Genomic DNA, 19218 nt, shown 5'->3' with positions numbered 1-19218 from the left:
TGACCAGATTTGGCCGCCACTCCTACAAGTTCAATTGCTAAAATGCAAAGCAATTACTGTCCGCCAACGGCCTCAACAGTGCTGCCCACCGTTCTGCCAAAGCGGTCAATCTGTTCGTTATAGGTTCGCCGGGTATTCGGATCAAAAACCGCAATCGGTGCACTGACGACCAGTGACGCAGCCGTACCCACACCCTGCGCTGTACCAAGGGCTACGGCGCCAAGGCGCTCACCCAGACCAATATCCGAATCCGTGATCGTCTGGCCGGTGACGAGACGCTGACCGATCAACTGAACCACTTCGGGACTTGAGGCAAACTTACCGTGGTTGAGACTATCACCCGCCTTAAGACGCGTCAGGTCAATAACGGTGATACCAGCCTTCTCAAGTTGCGAGCGATAAGGCTCAACCGAGGGGTCGATCTGCCCCAGACGGTCAACATTGCCGGAAATGAAGCGCGATGCACGAAGGGCACGGTCATCGCGTGATGTGAACAATGTGAAACGCGGATGCTCCTTGCCCATCGCACGGAACTGCTTGTTGAAAACATCCACATCAAGATCAGGTGACGCAAGAATGACGTCAGTGATCTTGCGATCAACGCGCTTGTCGCGGATTGCCATCTGGCGCAGTGCTTCAACGGTCAGCCAGCTCCCCATCGAATGCGCCATGATCGTTATGTCTTTGACGCGTGGATCTTGCGCAATCTTTCGTAGCACTGTTTCCAGTGCATCTCGCGAATAATTGGTGCTTTCCTTGTCGTAATTATAATCGAACACGCTGCCGCGCGACGGCCATGTGAAAATAACTGGTGCGACTTCGGCGCCGGAGTCATGCACGATCTGGGCGAAACGATAAACCGAGTCTTCAAAGGTGTTGTTGAAACCGTGGACAAAAACCATCACGCGGCGATTTTTGGGCAGGCTGCTGTTCAACCACTGTTGAGCGCCATTGGTTGAATTGATTGCCTTCACCTCAACGGTGGTGAAATCTTTAAGCGGATTGGCCGGAAGCTTTTTGGGCCACTGAACTTCACCAATCTTGCGATTTTTATCCGGTGGAATTGAAACCACAATCTGTGTCAGACTGAGATCCTGATCGCGTTCCCCGGAAAACAATGTGCCGGGATCACCCGAAGGCGCGCGTGTCGTTGCAACCATAAGATTGACTTTGGATGCACCCGGAACACTCTGACCAACAGGGATCAGAATACCATCCGGCCGACTTGCGCAGCCTGCGATGATAATCAGGACAACGAGAAATGCAGGGGTGATGCGACGAAAAATACTCTGCAAAACCCAACTCCCCGACAAGACTTGATCCCCAAACCGCCCGATCAACATTTTAGTTTGGGCGCGGGTAATATATTCTTTACCGGAAGAGATATGCCAAGCCCTAATTGTCGACACCTGTGGAAAGATTATGCCGCTGCGGCATCTCAGTTACACAAGGCCCATAAAGGACAGCTATTTCCACAGCTGCCTTTCGTCTTTTTTCAAAGCTTTTGCGCGAGAACACTGTCACCGCGAACGTATTGTTGAACGCAATTGCCCATGGGTGGTGCGAGCAACGCACGGCCAACAGATCAGAGTGATTAAGGGAAGCTTTAAAAAAGAAAAAGGCCGCGCGGGAGGAGGATGCGCGGCCTGATCTTGAATACGGCTGGGAGGAGGAGTGCCGTATTCGTCATCGGGCTCTGGGAGGAGGAGTGAACCCGATGACCAATATTTACCAAGCGCCTCTTTATTCAACAACGACCAATAACGCATATCAGTTATGCAAATACGCCGATGCTTAAGTTTAATGCAGAATCCTAAATATAAAAAACCTGCTCACAGAATGAGCAGGCTGAGAAAAATATGCTGCAAAATCAGTGTTTCAGAGAAGATGCGCGATCAGTGGCGCAGCCAGAACATTGACCAGACCAACCAGCACCATCACAAGACCAGCAATTGACCCTTCTTCGCTGCCAATCTGATGCGCCTTGGCAACGCCAGCGCCATGCGCCCCCATACCGAACAATGCGCCGCGCGCCAAAGCAGAGCGAAGCGGCAGCCAGTTGAGCATCACTTCACCCATTGCAGCACCAAATACACCGGTCAGCACGACGAAAATGGCCGTCAGATCAGGCATTCCGCCAATATCGCCGGAAACCGTCATCGCAAAAGGCGTACTCATAGAGCGCGGCATCAAGCTCAAGCTGATAGCGTCGCTAAGACCAAGAAGATGCGCCAGCCCCCAGGCGGAGAGCATCGCAGACGAACTGCCGACCACGACGCCAACCAGCAAGACCGGCCAATATCGTCGAATGGTTGCACGCTGCTGATAGATCGGAATCGCAAAAGCCACGGTTGCGGGGCCAAGAAGCGCCACAAGCCAATGGGTCGCGCTGAAATAACCTCTGTAGTTTTCATTGAACCCTATGAGCAGGGCCATCAGCAATAACGGCGTGACAGCAAGCGGCGTCAGCCACCACATCGGAAAGCGACGATAGACGCGTTTTGCTGCGAGGTAGAGAAGGATTGTAGCGGCAGACCAGAACAGCGTTGCCACATAGGGGTTACTTAGCGGCATAGCGTACACTCAGCCGATAACACATATCGACAGTCAGCGCGGTCACAGTCATAACAGTCAGCGTTCCGACCAGAATAACAGCCATGATTTTCACGCCCAGCATGCCGAGCAGTTCCTGATGTTCGAGAATAGCCAGAACCGCCGGCACGAAAAACAGCAGCATTTCTGCCAGAAACCATTCCGCACCGCGCTTCATGCTGAACAGGCTGATGCGTCCGCTTAAGAGCAGGGCCAGAACCAGTACCATGCCAACAATGCCACCCGGCAGCGGCAAGCCGACCAAGCGAACAAAAGCTTCCCCTGCCAGCCAGAAGCCGAACAATGTCGCAATCTGCATAAGACGGCTGTTGTGCAGCGCATAGCGAAAACGGATTGTCAGGTTGTGGGCGCTCATGATGATGTTCCAATGCAGGTATTTGTGAATTCACTATAGGCGCAGTATCGCCATTCCAGAAATGAATTGATTTCATTGCAGCTATTCCATAATAGAATGGCTCATGAACTTACGCGGCTTTCAAGCTTTCGTGGAAGTGGTGCGGCAGGGCGGCTTTTCGGCAGCGGCCCGCACCATCAACGCCACTCAATCAACCGTCAGCAAGACGGTGCGGCAGCTCGAAGATGAGCTTGGCCTCACCCTTCTTGACCGTGAGGTCAGCCCACCGCGCCTGACAAGCGCCGGGGAAATCGTCTATCGGCGCGCAGTTGCAATGCTGACTGAAAAAGACGACATGCTGAGCGAGCTTGAAGAATTGCGCGGCCTCAAGCGCGGACTCCTGCGCCTTGGCCTGCCACCCATCGGCTCCAGCGTGCTTTTTGCCCCCGTCTTTGCAGCCTTCACCAAGCTTTATCCCGATATCGACATTCAGCTTGTCGAACATGGCAGCAAACGACTGGAAGAAGTTCTTCTGGCAGGTGACGTCGAACTGGCCGCTTCCCTTTTGCCCGTCGAAGAAAGTTTCGAGTGGCAGGCCGTTCGTTGTGAGCCCGTTGTTGCCCTGCTTCCAGCCAGCCACAGCTTCGTCGATGATGGCGGTATTCCCTTGTCCGATATTGCCAGTCTGCCCTTCATTCTTTTTGAAAGCGGCTTTGCGCTCAATCAGATCATTCTTGAAGCATTCAATCAGCGCGGACTGTTTCCTCATGTCGCTGTCAGATCAAGCCAGATCGACTTCATCGTCGAGCTGGTCGCAGCAGGCATGGGGATAGGCTTTCTGCCGCAAATGATTGCCGAACAGCGCAAACATCCCGGCGTTCGCATTCATCACATCAAGGATGCGAAACTGAACTGGGACATGGCGCTCATCTGGCGAAAAGGTGCGTTCCTGTCCCATGCCGCGAGGGCATGGCTTGCGCTTTGCAGAGGCGAGAATACTGCGGAGTAGGCTTGACCTGCCCAGCCGCTCGCCTATCTTTTTGAATATACCGACATTGTGGGAGCACTCACGCCCTTCTCAACCATCAGTCTTTTAGACCTATTTTACTGCGCATCTTATCCGAAAGCCGCTCGACGCTTTTCGGGATTTGCTCAAAAGGAGGCTATCATGGAAGGTCAGGTTATATTCTACAAAGGCGACAGGATCATTTACCGGCATCACGTTGACGTACACGACGATGATTATTCAAAGGGCGTCAATGATGCCCTTATCGCCTTCCAACGCAATTATGCCGGTTTTGATCTTGCAGGCGATGACATTCACATCCGCTTCAAGAAGCCCGGCGAGGTTTAAAGCCTGCGCTTGCCATACCGCATCTCTTTCGCCTGACAAGATCAGGCGAAAGCTGCCTCATGGGCAACGCGACGAATATCGCTGCGCGACAAGCCAAGATCGGAAAGTTCGCGATCACTGCAACCGCTTAACTCGCGCAGATTTTCGCGGTACTGCATCCAACGGGAGAACTGGGTACGAAGGTGGTTCATGGTGGTATCCCCTTATCTTCAGCACCTTTGAGTGCTGGGCTTTTTACCTTCCTCCCACTCTGAAGCTTCCGTCTTTTTAATCGTTTTGAGAAGTGCATAAACTGCATGGCTGCAATGCTGGAACAGCGCGCGTAAACATGGCGAACAGTAACGCAGTTCGTTAGAGCGTACGAAAAAAGTGATTGCTAAATGTAGAGTAAAACCGTGAGGGGTGTTTTAGAGGGTTACAACAGCCGCATTTTGTTTAAATCTGTAAATTGTGACTCACGAGACAAGATCCCACACCATATGAAAAGAACCATATTCATTGTCGGCAACGGCCCTGTCGAGAACGATTTATCCGCACAGATAGATACCGCTGATCTTGTGCTTCGCTTCAACGAGCCGCGCGTTTCGCGTGGCATGACGGGCACAAAGACAGATATGCTGATGCTCGCCACATCGAGCAAACAAATGGAACAGTGGATCAAAGACCCGGCTTTTATCAATTCGGACATTGTCCGCAATGCGCCAGAACTTCTGTTTGCGTTCCATCCGAGCATCATCAAACGCTTTCACCACCAGCCCAATATCCTGTCCCGCCTCAAAGGTCGACGCGCCGACTGGACAAATGAGGCCATCGATTATTTTGGCCGTGCTGGCAAAAAAATCCGCATCATGCCCTCAAAGGATTATTTTTCTGTCTGCGAAGAGTTGGGCATTACCCCAGATCAGATGAAAAAGGTGTTCCCAAGCACCGGCTTCTTCGGCATCTGGCTGGTTTTACGCAAATACTCGCAGCCCGACTGGGAGATCAAAATATGCGGCTTTAGCTGGGAGGGCTGGAAACGGCATGACTGGGCTGCGGAGCGCAAATGGATCGAAGAAAAGATCGCTATCGGACATCTTCACAAGGTTGGATAGAAGGTGCGACTTGCGCAAATTGAGCACATAGCAGATATAGAATGCCAATTCGGCTGACTTTACGCGCTATACGCTCAGGTTTACCATGAACATCAAGGCCCTCATCATTCACTTGGCGCGCGCGACGGATCGCAGACCGCAAGTCGAAAAGCTCATCCAGCAACTGCATGTGAAAGCCGAGATCATTGATGCTGTTGATAGCCGTACGCTGTCAGATGCGGAGATAAAGCGCGTTTATCGGCGCAAACTTCACGCGCCCCGCTATCCTTTTGAATTGAGCAAAAATGAGATTGCCTGCTTTCTATCCCACCGCAAAGCATGGCAGGCTATTGTCGATCAGAAACTGGATGCTGGCTTTATCATTGAAGATGACATCGAACTGACAGACGTTTTCCATGCCGCGTTTCACGCTGTCACCAATCATTTCGAGCCGGGCAGCTTTGTACGCTTCACGTTCCGCGACCGGGAACAGGGCCGCGAAGTTTTCCGCAATGATCAATTACGCATCATCATCCCCAACCCGATTGGGCTTGGCATGGTGGCGCAACTTGTCAGCTTTGATGCCGCGAAAAAACTGCTTGCCGCAACTCAACAGTTTGACCGACCTGTCGATACCACCGTGCAGATGCGCTGGGTGACTGGATTACAGCCACTTGCCGTCATTCCGGGCGGGGTGAAAGAAATCTCTGCCGAGCTTGGCGGCACGACAATTCAGCACAAAAAATCCTTCAAGGACAAGCTTGCACGTGAAATCCTGCGCCCCCTCTACCGGATGCGCGTGCGCCAATTCTCTGCGAGATCGAAGTGAGACATATGGCTGTTCCGATTCTTCTTTATCATCAGATCGCCGCTTTACCGCACAAGAAAATTCCGTTTCGCGGGCTTTGGGTGCATCCTGACAAATTCCGCAGCCAGATGGCGTGGTTAAAGAGGCTTGGCTATCAGGGTCTTTCGCTGCGCGATGCCATGCCCTACATCAAGGGCGAGAAGACCGGCAAAGTTGCGGTCATTACGTTTGATGATGGCTTTCTCAACAATTACGAAAATGCGCTGCCGGTGCTTGCTGAATTTGGTTTTACTGCCACCAATTATTTTGTCGCCAATCAGATCGGCGGCAGCAATGTCTGGGACAATGCTCTGGGGGTACCGCAATCGCCCTGTATGTCGGTAGGGCAAATGCGTGAATGGGCGGCACTCGGCCACGAGGTCGGCGCGCATACGCTTGACCACGTCAATCTGGAGAAAACACCGGACGACGAAGCCCGCCGTCAGATCGCTCAGTGCAAAACCGTGCTTGAGGATATGCTTGGATCGGAAGTGACAAATTTTGCCTACCCTTATGGCGGCAATCTTCCCGTTCATCGTGAAATGTGCCGTGAAGCCGGGTATGAAACCGCCACCACAACAGTCCATGCCCGCGCAAGAGCAAGTGATGATCCGTTCGGGATGCCACGGGTCTATGTTCGCCGCAGAGATCTGGCGCCGAAATTCATCTACCGTTTAATAACACGCTAAAAAACTTGGCTATTTATTTGATTTTGATCAATGCAGCCTCACGAAAACGTGGCAAATTGCCCGTCAATCTGCCATGGACGCAGAGATGCAAAAGCGGTACTAGAGCATAACTAAGGAGCGTATAATGGACTATCGCCGGTTTTTTGAAGAAGCGATCGACCAGCTGCACGCCGAGAAACGTTACCGCGTTTTTGCCAATCTTGAACGCATTGTTGGACGTTTCCCCCGCGCTACCTGGCGTAACAATGGCTCAGCACGTGAGATCACTGTGTGGTGCTCGAACGACTATCTGGGTATGGGGCACCATCCCGATGTCATTCAGGCAATGTGCGATACGGCCAACAGCGCCGGTTCCGGCGCAGGCGGCACCCGCAATATTTCGGGCAATAACCACCCGCTTGTTGAGCTTGAAGCCGAACTTGCCGATCTGCATGGCAAAGAGGCAGGCCTTGTCTTCACATCCGGTTTCGTCTCCAACGAAGCGTCGATCTCGACCATCGGTCGCTTGCTGCCAAACTGCCTGATCCTTTCTGACGAATTAAACCACGCTTCGATGATCGAGGGTGTGCGTCGTTCCGGTGCAGAGAAAAAGATTTTCCGTCACAATGACGTTGAGCATCTGGAACAGCTTTTGAAGGCTGCGGACCGTTCCCGCGCCAAGCTGATCGTATTTGAGTCCGTCTATTCGATGGATGGCGACATTGCGCCAATTGAAAAGATTGCCGATCTGGCCGAGAAATATAATGCCATGACCTATATTGATGAGGTTCATGCGGTTGGCATGTATGGTGCGCGCGGCGGTGGTATTACCGAACGCGACGGTCTTGCACATCGCATGGATATTATCGAAGGCACGCTTGCCAAGGCATTCGGTGCACTGGGGGGCTATATCACCGGCTCACGTGCAATCATTGATGCCGTGCGTTCTTATGCGCCGGGCTTCATCTTTACCACGTCGCTGCCGCCAGCAGTCGCTGCTTCCGCGACCGCTGCGATCCGTCACCTGAAAGCTTCGCAAGTCGAGCGCGATGGCCAGCAGCGCCAGTCGCAACGCGCCAAGGATGTTTTGTCGGCAGCCGGCCTACCCGTCATGCCATCGGAAACACACATCGTTCCAATTCTGGTCGGTGATCCAGAGCTTTGCAAGAAAGCCAGCGACCGTCTTCTCGACGTGCATGGCATCTATATTCAGCCCATCAACTATCCAACCGTTCCACGCGGCACCGAGCGCCTGCGCATCACACCATCACCGTTGCATGACGATGCGCTGATTGATGGCCTCAAGGATGCGCTGCTGGAAGTCTGGAACACGCTGGGCATTCCATTTGCTGAACCGGACGCGCCGAAAGCTGCAAATTCTGACCGCATCATTCCGCTGATGGTTTCTAAAGCCGGCGGCTGATCAACTCAGCATCAACGCATTGAAAAAAGGCCGGTTTTCACCGGCCTTTCTTTTTAAAGATTATTGATCCAGCGAACCAGTCTTGCCGCCGCTTCATCGACCTGCTGTGGATCTCGGCCGAAACAGAGACGGAAAAAGCCCTCGCCGCCCACCCCGAATGCGCTGCCCGGTGCGAGACCGACATTGGCGTTATCGACCATATCAAATGCGGCGTTGACCGAATCCGTCACACCTTCGACGCCGAAAAACAGATAGAACGCGCCTTGCGGCGGTGTCAGACGAACTCTTCCCGTTTCCTGCAACGTTGCGCAAAGACGGTCCCGTGTTGAACGCGTGCGTTCGACCTGCATGGCAATAAAGTCATCGCCCTGATCCAGGGCTGCAACAGCACCCCGCTGCATGAATTGCGCCACACCGGAATTGGAATACTGGATCATGTTTTCAATCGCCGGACCGATGGAGGGATGCACATTCATCCAGCCCACCCGCCAACCGGTCATCGCCCAGTTCTTTGAAAAAGAATTGACGAAGATGATCCGGTCATCCGGCTCCATAATGTCCATGAAGGAAGGGGCACGGCCACCGCCATAATAGAAATGGGTGTAAATCTCGTCGGCAATAATCCAGATGCCTTTTTCACGCGCCAGATTGAGAATGAAACGCAACGTATCAAGATCTCCGGTCCAACCCGTGGGATTGGAGGGCGTATTGATAAACAGCGCGCGGGTGCGCGGTGTGATCGCACTTACAATCCTTTCAGGATCGAGAACCCAACCGTTGGCTCCAAACTCAAGTTCGACAGGTACGGGCACTGCCCCTGCAAGACCTGCCGCGCCGACGAAATTTGGCCAAGCCGGTGAAAGATAAATTGCCTCTTCGCCCGCGCCTGTTGTTGCCTTGAGCGCCATCTCAATGGCGTGCATACCAGAGCCGGTGACATAGAAATTTTCCGGTTTGAACGGTTGCGGAAAATGGCGCGCATGATAACGGGCTAGGGCTTCACGCAGATCGGGAATACCGGCCTGCCATGTGTAGAAAGTTTCACCATCGGCAATGCCCTTTTGGGCCGCCGCGCGGATGAACTCAGGGGTCGGCAGATCACCCTCTCCGACCCAAAGCGGGATAATGCCTTCCTTGCCACGACCGTGATTGGCTACGGTAATGATGCCGCTTTCCGGGGAAAGGGCTGCTTCGCGTCGAAGATTGGCAATAAGCGTCATGTTTTCTCACATAAACTTGGATTGTCTTTGCACTGCTTAGCAAGGCACACGCATGAAATCACGTGGCATTTTGTGATGATCCGATAAGCTCTATTGATGGATCAAACAAAAACGGAGCCATAAGGCCCCGTTTTATGTCAGCGTTTGTCAAGCACTCAGGCTTTGCTCTGCTTTGCGAGAAGATCACGGATTTCGGCGAGCAGAACCTCTTCGCGTGGAAGCTCTGCTGCGGCTTCCGGCTTTGCTTCTTCCTTCTTCTTGAGCCTGTTCATGCCTTTAACGACGAGGAACAAAACCCATGCAATGATCAGGAAGTTGATGAGCAGGGTGACGAAGTTACCATAGGCAATCGTCGCACCCGCTTCACGAGCCGACGCCAGCGTGGACTGAGGTGCACCGGCGAGCTGAATGAACATATTGGAGAAGTCGATACCACCTGTGATCAAACCAATGATCGGCATGATGATGTCATTGACGATGGAATTGACCAAACCACCGAACGCTCCACCGATGATCACACCGATGGCCAGATCGACCATATTGCCCTTGAGAGCGAACTCTCTGAATTCCTTTAACATTGCTGTATCCCTCTCGAACACGAACTTATACCGGGCCGTCCTTGCTAACGGATAAGCTTCGCCACAAAATCCTTACGATAAACACTTGAAACCGAATATGGTCGCAATTGTTCTCTCGTTAGATTGTAGGCGAAAATATTCAAAGAAAAGATAAACTTTCAAAAGGCGCTATTTGAAAGGGGCTTTTTAACGATCTCTAAAAAAAGAGGCGCAGAAAATGCGCCTTTTTTAAAGTTAATCTGCAAAGCGTTTGGTCGCTTCGATCAGTTCATGTGTGATCCCCGGTTCTGTCACGGCATGACCGCTATCTTCAACGATTCTGAGATCGGCTTCCGGCCACATTTTCTTAAGCTGCCACGCATTGATAAACGGCGTGCAGATATCATAACGGCCATGCACAATGACGCCCGGAATCTGGCGGATACGCTCCACATTGCGCAAAAGCTGGTCATCGCTTTCCAAAAATCCCCGATTCTGGAAATAATGACATTCGATACGGGCAAAAGCGACAGCATAAAGATCGTCACCAAATGCTTCCACACGCGCCGGATCAGGCTGGATTGACAGCACCGAACCCTCCCAGCGCGCCCATAAACGGGCTGCGGCAAGCTGCACCTGCGGATCGCGATCAGTCAGACGCTTGTAATAAGCTGCGATCATGTCGCCGCGTTCGTCTTCGGGGATATGCTCCTGATAGGCCTCAAAGTGGTCCGGGAAAATGATGCTCGCGCCGTTGGAATACATCCAGTCCACTTCGAACCGACGAACCATGAAAATGCCGCGCAGAATGATTTCCGAGACCCGCTCAGGATGCGTTTCGGAATAAGCCAGACCCAATGTCGAGCCCCAGGAGCCGCCGAAAACCTGCCACTTATCGATACCAAGATGAGCGCGGATATGCTCCATGTCGGCCACAAGATCCCAGGTTGTATTCTCGCGCAATTCAGCATGTGGCGTGGAACGTCCGCAGCCGCGCTGATCGAAAAGAATGATACGATATTTCTCGGGATCATGCAGACGACGCATAGCAGGCGTTATACCGCCGCCGGGGCCACCATGGATCATGATAACCGGCTTGCCATCGGGATTACCGCATTGTTCAACATGGATGCGATGCAAGGGTGAAACCTGCAGCATCTCTTCTTTAAAGGGCTGAATTTCAGGATAAAGCGTATTGCGCGTCATAAGATGCCTTTTCATTCCCGCTACAGCATGGTGCTTTCGATCGAACTTAAAACTAGCAAATAATACGGCCACAACGCGGCAATGCGACATAAGAAACCAGCCAGATAACGCTATTTTTGGTTGCCCGGATTGAAAAACGGCATAAAACGAAACAGTTGCATGTAAAATGCATCGCTCGGGGAGGACTTTCAAAATGGCGTGCGAGGCTTATGCAGTTTATCATTGCTGACGACCATCCGCTTTTCAGAGGCGCGCTCAGACAAGTGCTGTCCAGCTTGCCGGAAGAGGCCGAAATCATTGAAGTCGGCGATTTCGATGCTGCGAAAAAACTGGTCGCAGACGGAGATGATATTGATCTTCTGCTGCTCGACCTGACCATGCCGGGCGGAACGGGGCTTTCCGGCCTTGTTGCCCTGAAAGCGCTTGAACCTGCACTGCCGATCATCATCGTGTCAGCAACTGACGATGTTGCAACGATTCGACATGCGCTTGACTTGGGCGCATCCGGTTTTATTTCCAAGTCTGCCAGCATGGAAACCATTGGCGAAGCCGTCCATGCCGTTTTGGCAGGCGATGTCTGGATGCCGGAGAATATTGATCTTGATCAGGCACATGACCCGGAAATCGAAGCCCTGATTGCCAAGATCAGGACGCTCACACCGCAACAGACCCGCGTTCTGACAATGCTTGGCGAAGGCCTGCTCAACAAGCAGATCGCCTATGAGCTCAACGTCTCGGAAGCGACTGTCAAGGCGCATGTTTCCGCTGTTTTACAAAAGCTTGGCGTTGACAGCCGCACGCAAGCCGTCATTGTTCTGTCGCGGATTGGCAGTGATACGCTCACCTCTGACACGCCCTGATCATTCATTCTGCGGCTGACTGACGCTGATGCAGTGCGCTTGAAAGCAGCGAGCGCAATGCCGCCGGACGCAGAGGCTTGTGCAGCACAATGACATTTTCATCGTCGGCCCGCTTGCGCACTTCTTTGGAGCGATCCGCCGTCAGCAGGATCGCCGGGATGTCGCTGCCGAAGCGTTCCCGCGCAAAGCCGATCATATCCAGCCCGTTTTCATGATCAAGGTGATAATCAGCCACGATAATATCGGGCGCCACCTCACGTTCAACGCAGAAGACTTTCAAACCCGCACCGTTGCGAAGCGTCGTCACATTGCAGCCCCAGCCTTGGAGGAGCGTTTCCATACCCGCAAGAATATTGGCGTCATTGTCGACACAGACCACATCGAGCCCGGTCAGGCTGGATGCACGCTTAACGCCCTTGCGGCTGGCAACTTCCTCAACCGGCACGATCTCATCGCTGACCGGAAGGCGTAGGATGAACACACTGCCCCTGCCCGGTTCGGACGAAATGGTCAGTGGCAGTTCAAGCATTCGCGCAATACGATCAACGATCGACAGGCCAAGCCCCAGCCCCTCCGCCTCGCGCATTCCTTCATCAAGACGTGTAAATTCACGGAAAACGAGCTTCAGCTTCTGTTGCGGAATGCCAATGCCGGTGTCGAGCACCTGCAAATCAACAAACTTGCCACGGCGACGAACTCCAAAGAGGATGCTGCCTTTGCGACTATACTTAATCGCGTTGGAAACAAGATTCTGAATAAGCCGACGCAACATGTTGCGATCGGTTTTGACCACAATACTTGATGGCACTACACGCAACTTCAGCCCCTTTTTGCGTGCCATCGGCGTGAAGTCCGTTGCAATCTGGCTTAGAAGGCGGTCGAGCCGAAAAACTGTCGCCTCGGGTTTCAGCGCACCTGTATCAAGCCGGGATATGTCCAAAACCATTCCGAGAATGGCTTCGACCGATTCAAGTGAAGAATCGATATTGCGTGCAAGCTGGCTTGTCTCTGCACGACCAAGCTTCTCGGCCAGTGCAGTGCTGTAAAGCCGGGCAGCATTGAGCGGTTGCAGAATATCGTGGCCAGCGGCGGCCAGAAAGCGCGTTTTGCCGAGATTGGCTTCTTCGGCAGCGCTCTGCGCTTTGGCCAGTTTCTGGTTGACATGGGTGAGTTCTGCCGTGCGATCAGCCACGCGCTGCTCCAGAAGTTCCGCCGCCCTCTGCCGCATCAAATCCGCCTCCACTTCGGCGGTAATATCGGTGTAGGTCGCAACCAGTCCGCCATCCGGCATCGGGTTGGAATTGATCTCAAGCACCTTGCCCGTCGATTTCAACGTCAGTCGCCATGGTTTGCGCAATGTCGCCAGCGAACGAATGGCTGCATGCTGCGCATTGGGAGCAAGATCGCCACTGCGTGCAAGATGCTCCACAATCTCGGACACCGGAATGCCAACCTGCATCACCTCATCCGGCAGATCGAATAAGCTGCGGAACTGGCGATTCCAGCATGTGAGCCGCAAATCCTTGTCGAGAACGGTGATTCCCTGATCCATCTGGTCGAGTGCAATCTGCAAGAGATCGCGGTTTTGTTGGAGGGCAATGGAAGCATCATCCAGCAATTGCCGCGCATCCCGTGCCGATGCATCATTGCGCTTGAGAAGCAACGAAAGAACCAGACGGGCCGATGAAGAGCCAACCGCCGTACCCAGCAATTGTTCTGCATAGCGGATCAATGGCGTATCGACCGTCATACCGGGATCGAGCCTGCGCTGCTCGCGCCCTTCAAAGCGGATAAATGCACGTTCAACGCGTTCTGCACCGAGATAGCGGGCCATGGTTGCCTTGAGTTCGGCAACTGTGACGGTGGTGCGGAATCGTTTGAGTGTTGGCACCGTAATGGAATAGCGCGGCAGAAAGATACTGGCCTGAATACGCTCAAGCGGTGTCGAGGCACGCGAAAGCGAACCCAGAATATAAAACAGCGTGTTGGCAGCGAGGCTCCACATAACGCCATGCGTCAATGGCAGCGCATCGGTGCCAAACAGGGCTTCGGGGCGCAAGGCCGTAAAACCCAGCAGGCCATTGGTCAGGATTGCTGCATCCTCCGGCGCAACCGTTGGCAGCAGCAGCGTATAGGCCCAGATCAGAAAGCCTGCCAAAAGGCCCAGCATCGCACCGCGCCCATTGGCGTTACGCCAGAATAACCCGCCGATAAAGGAGGGTACAAACTGTGCAATGGCAGCAAAGGATATAAGGCCAATGGATGCGAGGTGAATATTGTTCGACGCCATGCGATAATAGGCAAAGGCCAGCGCCAGAATGGCGATAATCGTCAGCCGCCGCGTGTTGAGAATGATCTGTGTGAGATCGTGCTGGCCATTGGGATGACGAACAGCCAGTCTGCGGATGATCAGCGGCAGAACCAGGTGGTTTGAGATCATGATCGACAGCGCCACGCAGGCAACGATCACCATCGCCGTTGCAGCCGAAAGCCCACCGAGAAACGCGATCAAAGCCAGCCAGTGCGCACCAATTGAAAGCGGCAATGCCAGCACATAAAGATCGCCGCTGACTGTATTGCCCAGCGTCATCACACCGATCAGCGCAATCGGAAAAACGAAGATGTTGATCAGGATCAGATAAAGCGGAAACAGCCAGAAAGCCGTGCGCAATTCTTTCTCGCTGCGGCTTTCGACAACCGTCACATGAAATTGGCGCGGCAGCATGATAATCGCTGCGGCACTCAACATTGTATGCACGATCCATGTGCCAATGGATGTCTCATAGTGAAAAGCGTCAAGTGCGGCTGGCGAGTGTGAAATTCTGTCGATCAATTCGCCGGGGGAGCCAAACAAGAAAAAAGTACAGGCCAAGCCGACCATAAGAAACGCGCAGAGTTTAATAACCGACTCAAGCGCCACTGCCAGAATAAGCCCGTCCTGATGTTCGGTTGCATCCGTGTGGCGCGTGCCAAACAGGATCGCAAAAACCGCCAACACCGCCGCTACCGGCAACGAAATATCGCCAAACACAAAAGATGACGGATCAAACGCAGCGCCATAATGCTCCATCACCAGTCCGACACTGCCCGAAACGGCTTTGAGTTGCAGCGCGATATAGGGGATGGATCCTACTGCTGCGATACAAGTGGCAAGCGACGCAACACCAAAGCTTTTGCCATAACGGGCAGCCAGAAAATCGGCGATTGAGGTGATATGTTCTGATTTTGCCAATCGCACGATATGGCGCAGGAGGCGATTGCCGAGCGTGAAAACCAGAATAGGCCCGATATAGATGCCCAGGAATTCCAGGCCGCGCTGAGCCGAGAGGCCGACCGAGCCAAAAAACGTCCACGACGTGCAATAGACCGCGAGGCTCAATGCATAAATATAAGGGCGCGGAGCGCTGCTCCAGCGTGCAGCCTGCCGGTCGCCGATGCTTGCCACGGCAAACAACATCAGCAAATACAGAAAAGCAACGCCTAAAACTCCCCAGCCCTGCATATTGCCGAACTTCCCTCCCCACCTGTTAAGCCCCTATTGAGCAAACAGATGTGGGAAGGCAAGCATTTTCAGCGATGGCGCGCAAGAGCTACGTTCGCAGCATACGCTTATTGCTGCGTGCCAGCTGCTGGCTTCTCAGGCTCACTGTCAAAGCTCTTGGCGACATCCATGAAGCGGCGCATGAAGCGTTCCATATAGCCAAGCGACTGTTCAAACTCTGCCTCGGAGGGAAGCTTGGAAGGCGTGGCGGATGCAGCGCCCGATTCAATCGCTGAAAGCTTGTCCTCAAGCGTTTTCACGCGGTCCTGCAAATCCGAAATGTCGTTCTCGTATGCTTCGCGATCTTCGGTTGCCATCTTGCAGATGAGCTGCCCCTGCTGCTCATTGCAGACCGAAAGCGCACCTGTGCGCGTATCCAGCCGCACATAGCCGGTTTCCGTGCCTTCAATACGATAGCGCCCATTATCCTGCGCATAAGCACTGCTGGCTATAAAGCCCGTGCCAAGAAATGAAACAGCGACGAGTGTGCGAAGCAAAGGCATGTTTTGGCCAGACATAGTCAAATCTCCTATCGGCTTATTCCGATCCTGCCCCCCATCATATGGGAGCTATGCAAGAAAAACGAACAAGTCATGCTTTGATTTTAAAATAAATTCGGGATAGAGAGCAGCCATGACCAAAACGACCATCTACAAGATCGCCCCGCGCGATCTCTGGGCGCAGGCAGAACAGGCTGGTACTTTTACCGGAGCACCGGTTGATGTTGCCGATGGCTATATCCATTTCTCCACCCATGAACAGGTGCGCGAAACAGCCGCCAAACATTTTACCGGGCAAGCGAATCTGCTGCTGGTAAGCGTGGATGCGACCTCTTTAGGCGACGCGCTGAAATACGAAACCTCACGCGGCGGCGCCTTGTTTCCGCATCTTTATGCGGTGCTGCCACTCTCAGCGGTCGTGAAGGTTGAGCCATTGCTGCTTGATGAAAATGGTCTCCATATTTTCCCGGAGCTTGAGGACAAATGAGCGGGCTTTTTAAACTTTTTGGGCGACGTGCCTTGTTTACGCTCGACGCCGAGCAAGCGCATGGTCTGTCCATCGCAGGACTAAAAACGGGTATTGTTACCTGTAGCCGTCCGCAGGACCCGGCGCTGTCGGTCAAGATTGCAGGGTTGCAGTTTCCAAATCCTGTTGGCATGGCCGCTGGCTTTGACAAAAATGCCGAAGTGCCGGATGCGCTGTTGAAAATCGGCTTTGGTTTTACGGAAGTCGGCACCATCACGCCACGTCCGCAGAGCGGCAATCCGCGCCCGCGCATTTTCCGCCTGGTGGATGACCGCGCTGTCATCAATCGTCTTGGCTTCAACAATGAAGGCCATGATGCAGCATTCAAGCGCCTGTCGCAGCGCGCTGGCAAGAGCGGCATTGTCGGCGTCAATATTGGTGCCAACAAAGATGCTGAGGATCGTATCGGCGATTATGTTGCCGGTATTCGCAAATTCTATCAGCTGGCGCGCTATTTCACCGTCAATATCTCGTCGCCAAACACGCCGGGGCTGCGCAATCTGCAATCGCGCGATGCATTGCGCGAGCTACTCTCGCGTGTGCTTGCCGCACGCGATGAAGAAGGCAAGATGTGCACGCTAAAGCGTCCGGTTTTCCTTAAAATTGCACCAGACCTCGTTGACGAAGAGCTTGATGATATTGCAGCGGTTGCCCTTGAGCAGAAGCTTGACGGGATTATCGTTTCCAACACCACGCTCTCGCGCAATGGTCTCAACAGCGCTGAAAACCGCGAAGAAAGCGGTGGTCTTTCCGGGGCGCCGCTGTTTGAACGTTCGACGATCATTCTGGCCCGTATGCGCGAGCGCGTCGGTGCAGATATGCCCCTGATCGGCGTTGGCGGCATTGATAGCGCTGAAACGGCGCTTGCAAAAATCAAAGCGGGTGCTGATCTCATCCAGCTTTACACTGGCATGATTTATCGCGGTCCGGGCCTCGCATCGGAAATCGTGCGTGGCCTGTCGGAGGCTGTAAAGGCCGCAGGTGTCACCAGCATTTCTGACCTGCGCGACCGCGACACAAAGGAATGGGCCGCGCGCCGCCTATCTGATTAGGGCTTAAAGAATTCTGCCTTATATCTGCGCGGCAGCAATGCCAGAAGCGTGATGCCGCGAATGGACAAAAACAGATTGATTGCCAGCCAAAGCCCGTGATTTCCCATCACGGGCTTTACTGCATAAAGAACGACCAAAAAGAATATCAGCGAGAAGAACATCATGTTGCGCATATCGCGCGACCATGTTGCGCCGATATAAACCCCATCCATATGGAATGCGAGGAGGCCCGTAAGCCCCGTCAGAGCAGCCCATGGCAAATATCGGATGGCCTCATCACGCACATCTTCTGCTTTCGATAGAAGATCAATGATGGCATCGCCAAACACCAGCAAAAAGAACGCAATCAAGCCGGACATGACCAGTCCCCAGACGAAGGTGAGCTTTGCACCGCGCACAAAAGCCGGGCTGTAGCGCGCGCCGACTGAGCGCCCCACAATTTGCTCAACGGCGGCTGCCATGCCATCCAGAAAGAAGCCGCAGATAAGGAAGAAATTCATCAGAACAGCGTTTGCCGCAAGTGTTACTGTGCCAAGTTCTGCACCTGCCCGCGTAAAATAAGCAAAGGCTGTGAGCAGCAAAATCGAGCGGATCATAATATCGCGGTTAAGCGCAACCATCCGCACCAGACCTTGCTTGTCGAAGATGCGCGTCCAGTCGGGTTTACGTCCCGTCGAGCGATTGAAGTGGCGTGCAACAAGTACAAGACCGACGATAGCAGCGACCGTTTCGCCCGTGACGGTCGCCCATGCAACACCGGCCACACCCCAGCCGAGTTCCAGTCCCAGCACAACACAGAGCACGATATTGATGCCGTTAATCAGCACCTGAAGGCTAAGGCCCAGAATGCCCTGCCCGCGCCCCAGCAGAAGGCCAAGCACTGAATAATTAATGAGTGCGACCGGCGCTGAAAACATGCGGATCGACACATAGGTCGCCATCGCTTGCTGCGTGGCAGGCGTGGGATGAATGAAATCAGACGCAATGGTCAGCACGAGCGGCAGGCTCAGGATCATCAAGAGACCGGCGGCAACCGCTATAATGATCGCACGCCAGAAAATTGCCTGTTCTTCGGCCTTGTCTTCCGCACCAACCGCCTGCGCCACAAGTCCGGTGGTGCCTGAGCGCAAGAAGCTGAACATGGTCAGCAGAAAGTCGAACACCAGCGCGCCGATAGCGAGGCCACCAATCAGCTCAGCCTGCCCCATCTGACCGACCACCCCCATATCCACCAGCCCAAGCAAGGGCGTGGTAATGGCGGCAAGTGTCATCGGCACGGCGATCATCATCACCATGCGATGGTTTACTTCAAATGGTCTGGAAACAATGCTCTGATCGTGCAGCATCTGATCCCCGGCTTTCCCATAATTCCAATCTTTTTTCTAAAGCACATCTTATCCGACAACCGCTTGCCACGTCTCAGGATGCGCTTATAGGGAAAGCT

The 19218-nt window shown here is 53.5% G+C and carries 19 protein-coding genes; 9 read left to right on the top strand and 10 right to left on the bottom strand.

Annotated elements, in window-relative coordinates:
• Window positions 1–53 precede the first annotated feature (53 nt).
• From OPR82_RS03155 to OPR82_RS03145, 3 genes are all read right to left on the bottom strand, one after another.
• The gene (locus OPR82_RS03155) at window positions 54–1295 is read right to left on the bottom strand and encodes an alpha/beta hydrolase (RefSeq protein ID WP_265982980.1); all 1242 of its coding nucleotides are present in this window, start codon (window positions 1293–1295) and stop codon (window positions 54–56) included.
• 583 nt (window positions 1296–1878) lie between these two features.
• Entirely contained in the window at window positions 1879–2574 is a 696-nt protein-coding gene (locus tag OPR82_RS03150) for an LrgB family protein (protein ID WP_265982979.1), read from the bottom strand.
• Complete coding sequence (locus tag OPR82_RS03145) at window positions 2561–2968, bottom strand: CidA/LrgA family protein (protein ID WP_265982977.1); 408 nt, start codon at window positions 2966–2968, stop codon at window positions 2561–2563. Before OPR82_RS03145 ends, OPR82_RS03150 begins: the two co-directional genes overlap by 14 nt.
• A gap of 103 nt (window positions 2969–3071) precedes the next feature.
• On the opposite strand from OPR82_RS03145, the gene OPR82_RS03140 reads away from it, so the two are divergent.
• Window positions 3072–3956, top strand: coding sequence for a LysR family transcriptional regulator (locus OPR82_RS03140; RefSeq protein WP_265982975.1), 885 nt, complete (start codon window positions 3072–3074; stop codon window positions 3954–3956).
• A 159-nt stretch (window positions 3957–4115) separates the two neighbouring features.
• Window positions 4116–4301 (top strand): hypothetical protein, encoded by a 186-nt coding sequence (locus OPR82_RS03135; RefSeq protein WP_265982974.1) that lies wholly within the window; start codon window positions 4116–4118, stop codon window positions 4299–4301.
• Window positions 4302–4342: 41 nt separating this feature from the next.
• Here the strand turns inward: OPR82_RS03135 and OPR82_RS03130 are convergent, their stop codons facing one another.
• Window positions 4343–4492: a DUF1127 domain-containing protein gene (locus OPR82_RS03130; RefSeq protein WP_265982973.1), complete on the bottom strand. Its 150-nt coding sequence runs from the start codon at window positions 4490–4492 to the stop codon at window positions 4343–4345.
• Window positions 4493–4780: 288 nt separating this feature from the next.
• Here OPR82_RS03130 and OPR82_RS03125 point away from each other — a divergent pair, with 288 nt between their 5' ends.
• The 4 genes from OPR82_RS03125 to hemA all read left to right on the top strand — a co-directional run bounded on the left by OPR82_RS03125 (window position 4781) and on the right by hemA (window position 8312).
• Window positions 4781–5395: a glycosyltransferase family 29 protein gene (locus tag OPR82_RS03125; RefSeq protein WP_265982971.1), complete on the top strand. Its 615-nt coding sequence runs from the start codon at window positions 4781–4783 to the stop codon at window positions 5393–5395.
• An 85-nt stretch (window positions 5396–5480) separates the two neighbouring features.
• Window positions 5481–6203, top strand: a complete 723-nt coding sequence (locus OPR82_RS03120; protein WP_265982969.1) for a glycosyltransferase family 25 protein — start codon at window positions 5481–5483, stop codon at window positions 6201–6203.
• A gap of 5 nt (window positions 6204–6208) precedes the next feature.
• Window positions 6209–6910 carry a polysaccharide deacetylase family protein gene (locus OPR82_RS03115; protein WP_265982967.1) on the top strand — a complete coding sequence of 234 codons (702 nt, stop codon included), beginning with the start codon at window positions 6209–6211 and terminating at the stop codon, window positions 6908–6910.
• 124 nt (window positions 6911–7034) lie between these two features.
• Window positions 7035–8312 (top strand): 5-aminolevulinate synthase, encoded by a 1278-nt coding sequence (gene hemA / locus OPR82_RS03110; RefSeq protein ID WP_265982965.1) that lies wholly within the window; start codon window positions 7035–7037, stop codon window positions 8310–8312.
• A 53-nt stretch (window positions 8313–8365) separates the two neighbouring features.
• Here hemA and OPR82_RS03105 read toward each other — a convergent pair whose 3' ends face one another.
• The 3 genes from OPR82_RS03105 to pip all read right to left on the bottom strand — a co-directional run bounded on the left by OPR82_RS03105 (window position 8366) and on the right by pip (window position 11295).
• A complete protein-coding gene (locus OPR82_RS03105; RefSeq protein WP_265982964.1) occupies window positions 8366–9532 on the bottom strand; it encodes a pyridoxal phosphate-dependent aminotransferase in 1167 nt (388 codons plus the stop codon).
• A 155-nt stretch (window positions 9533–9687) separates the two neighbouring features.
• A complete protein-coding gene (gene mscL / locus OPR82_RS03100; RefSeq protein ID WP_265982963.1) occupies window positions 9688–10110 on the bottom strand; it encodes a large conductance mechanosensitive channel protein MscL in 423 nt (140 codons plus the stop codon).
• Between the two features lie 234 nt (window positions 10111–10344).
• A complete protein-coding gene (pip, locus tag OPR82_RS03095) occupies window positions 10345–11295 on the bottom strand; it encodes a prolyl aminopeptidase (RefSeq protein WP_265982962.1) in 951 nt (316 codons plus the stop codon).
• A gap of 209 nt (window positions 11296–11504) precedes the next feature.
• Here pip and OPR82_RS03090 point away from each other — a divergent pair, with 209 nt between their 5' ends.
• The gene (locus OPR82_RS03090) at window positions 11505–12155 is read left to right on the top strand and encodes a response regulator transcription factor (protein WP_265982961.1); all 651 of its coding nucleotides are present in this window, start codon (window positions 11505–11507) and stop codon (window positions 12153–12155) included.
• Window positions 12156–12159: 4 nt separating this feature from the next.
• On the opposite strand, the gene OPR82_RS03085 is transcribed toward OPR82_RS03090, so the two are convergent.
• Window positions 12160–15657 carry a PAS domain-containing hybrid sensor histidine kinase/response regulator gene (locus OPR82_RS03085; RefSeq protein ID WP_265982960.1) on the bottom strand — a complete coding sequence of 1166 codons (3498 nt, stop codon included), beginning with the start codon at window positions 15655–15657 and terminating at the stop codon, window positions 12160–12162.
• Between the two features lie 107 nt (window positions 15658–15764).
• A complete protein-coding gene (locus OPR82_RS03080) occupies window positions 15765–16214 on the bottom strand; it encodes a hypothetical protein (RefSeq protein WP_265982958.1) in 450 nt (149 codons plus the stop codon).
• 115 nt (window positions 16215–16329) lie between these two features.
• Here OPR82_RS03080 and OPR82_RS03075 point away from each other — a divergent pair, with 115 nt between their 5' ends.
• Both OPR82_RS03075 and OPR82_RS03070 read left to right on the top strand, forming a co-directional pair.
• On the top strand, window positions 16330–16683 hold the full coding sequence (locus OPR82_RS03075; RefSeq protein WP_265982957.1) for a DUF952 domain-containing protein: 354 nt from the start codon (window positions 16330–16332) through the stop codon (window positions 16681–16683).
• Window positions 16680–17774, top strand: a complete 1095-nt coding sequence (locus tag OPR82_RS03070; protein ID WP_265982955.1) for a quinone-dependent dihydroorotate dehydrogenase — start codon at window positions 16680–16682, stop codon at window positions 17772–17774. The genes OPR82_RS03075 and OPR82_RS03070 overlap by 4 nt, the downstream gene beginning before the upstream one ends.
• Here the strand turns inward: OPR82_RS03070 and OPR82_RS03065 are convergent.
• Window positions 17771–19120, bottom strand: coding sequence for an MATE family efflux transporter (locus OPR82_RS03065; RefSeq protein WP_265982954.1), 1350 nt, complete (start codon window positions 19118–19120; stop codon window positions 17771–17773). The two genes, OPR82_RS03070 and OPR82_RS03065, sit on opposite strands and share 4 nt — an antisense overlap.
• Window positions 19121–19218 lie beyond the last annotated feature (98 nt).

The sequence above is a fragment of the Ochrobactrum chromiisoli genome (assembly GCF_026241335.1).
GTDB lineage: Bacteria > Pseudomonadota > Alphaproteobacteria > Rhizobiales > Rhizobiaceae > Brucella > Brucella chromiisoli.
Note: the sequence above shows the minus strand (reverse complement) of the source record. Positions and strands in the feature narration are given on the sequence as shown.

Coding starts and splice junctions, on each gene's coding strand:
- OPR82_RS03140 (WP_265982975.1), top strand. CDS start 3,072: ATGAACTTACGCGGCTTTCAAGCTTTCGTGGAAGTGGTGCGGCAGGGC.
- OPR82_RS03125 (WP_265982971.1), top strand. CDS start 4,781: ATGAAAAGAACCATATTCATTGTCGGCAACGGCCCTGTCGAGAACGAT.
- OPR82_RS03065 (WP_265982954.1), bottom strand. CDS start 19,120: ATGCTGCACGATCAGAGCATTGTTTCCAGACCATTTGAAGTAAACCAT.
- OPR82_RS03105 (WP_265982964.1), bottom strand. CDS start 9,532: ATGACGCTTATTGCCAATCTTCGACGCGAAGCAGCCCTTTCCCCGGAA.
- OPR82_RS03145 (WP_265982977.1), bottom strand. CDS start 2,968: ATGAGCGCCCACAACCTGACAATCCGTTTTCGCTATGCGCTGCACAAC.
- OPR82_RS03070 (WP_265982955.1), top strand. CDS start 16,680: ATGAGCGGGCTTTTTAAACTTTTTGGGCGACGTGCCTTGTTTACGCTC.
- OPR82_RS03130 (WP_265982973.1), bottom strand. CDS start 4,492: ATGAACCACCTTCGTACCCAGTTCTCCCGTTGGATGCAGTACCGCGAA.
- OPR82_RS03080 (WP_265982958.1), bottom strand. CDS start 16,214: ATGTCTGGCCAAAACATGCCTTTGCTTCGCACACTCGTCGCTGTTTCA.
- OPR82_RS03115 (WP_265982967.1), top strand. CDS start 6,209: ATGGCTGTTCCGATTCTTCTTTATCATCAGATCGCCGCTTTACCGCAC.
- OPR82_RS03150 (WP_265982979.1), bottom strand. CDS start 2,574: ATGCCGCTAAGTAACCCCTATGTGGCAACGCTGTTCTGGTCTGCCGCT.
- OPR82_RS03120 (WP_265982969.1), top strand. CDS start 5,481: ATGAACATCAAGGCCCTCATCATTCACTTGGCGCGCGCGACGGATCGC.
- mscL (WP_265982963.1), bottom strand. CDS start 10,110: ATGTTAAAGGAATTCAGAGAGTTCGCTCTCAAGGGCAATATGGTCGAT.
- hemA (WP_265982965.1), top strand. CDS start 7,035: ATGGACTATCGCCGGTTTTTTGAAGAAGCGATCGACCAGCTGCACGCC.
- OPR82_RS03090 (WP_265982961.1), top strand. CDS start 11,505: ATGCAGTTTATCATTGCTGACGACCATCCGCTTTTCAGAGGCGCGCTC.
- OPR82_RS03085 (WP_265982960.1), bottom strand. CDS start 15,657: ATGCAGGGCTGGGGAGTTTTAGGCGTTGCTTTTCTGTATTTGCTGATG.
- pip (WP_265982962.1), bottom strand. CDS start 11,295: ATGACGCGCAATACGCTTTATCCTGAAATTCAGCCCTTTAAAGAAGAG.
- OPR82_RS03135 (WP_265982974.1), top strand. CDS start 4,116: ATGGAAGGTCAGGTTATATTCTACAAAGGCGACAGGATCATTTACCGG.
- OPR82_RS03075 (WP_265982957.1), top strand. CDS start 16,330: ATGACCAAAACGACCATCTACAAGATCGCCCCGCGCGATCTCTGGGCG.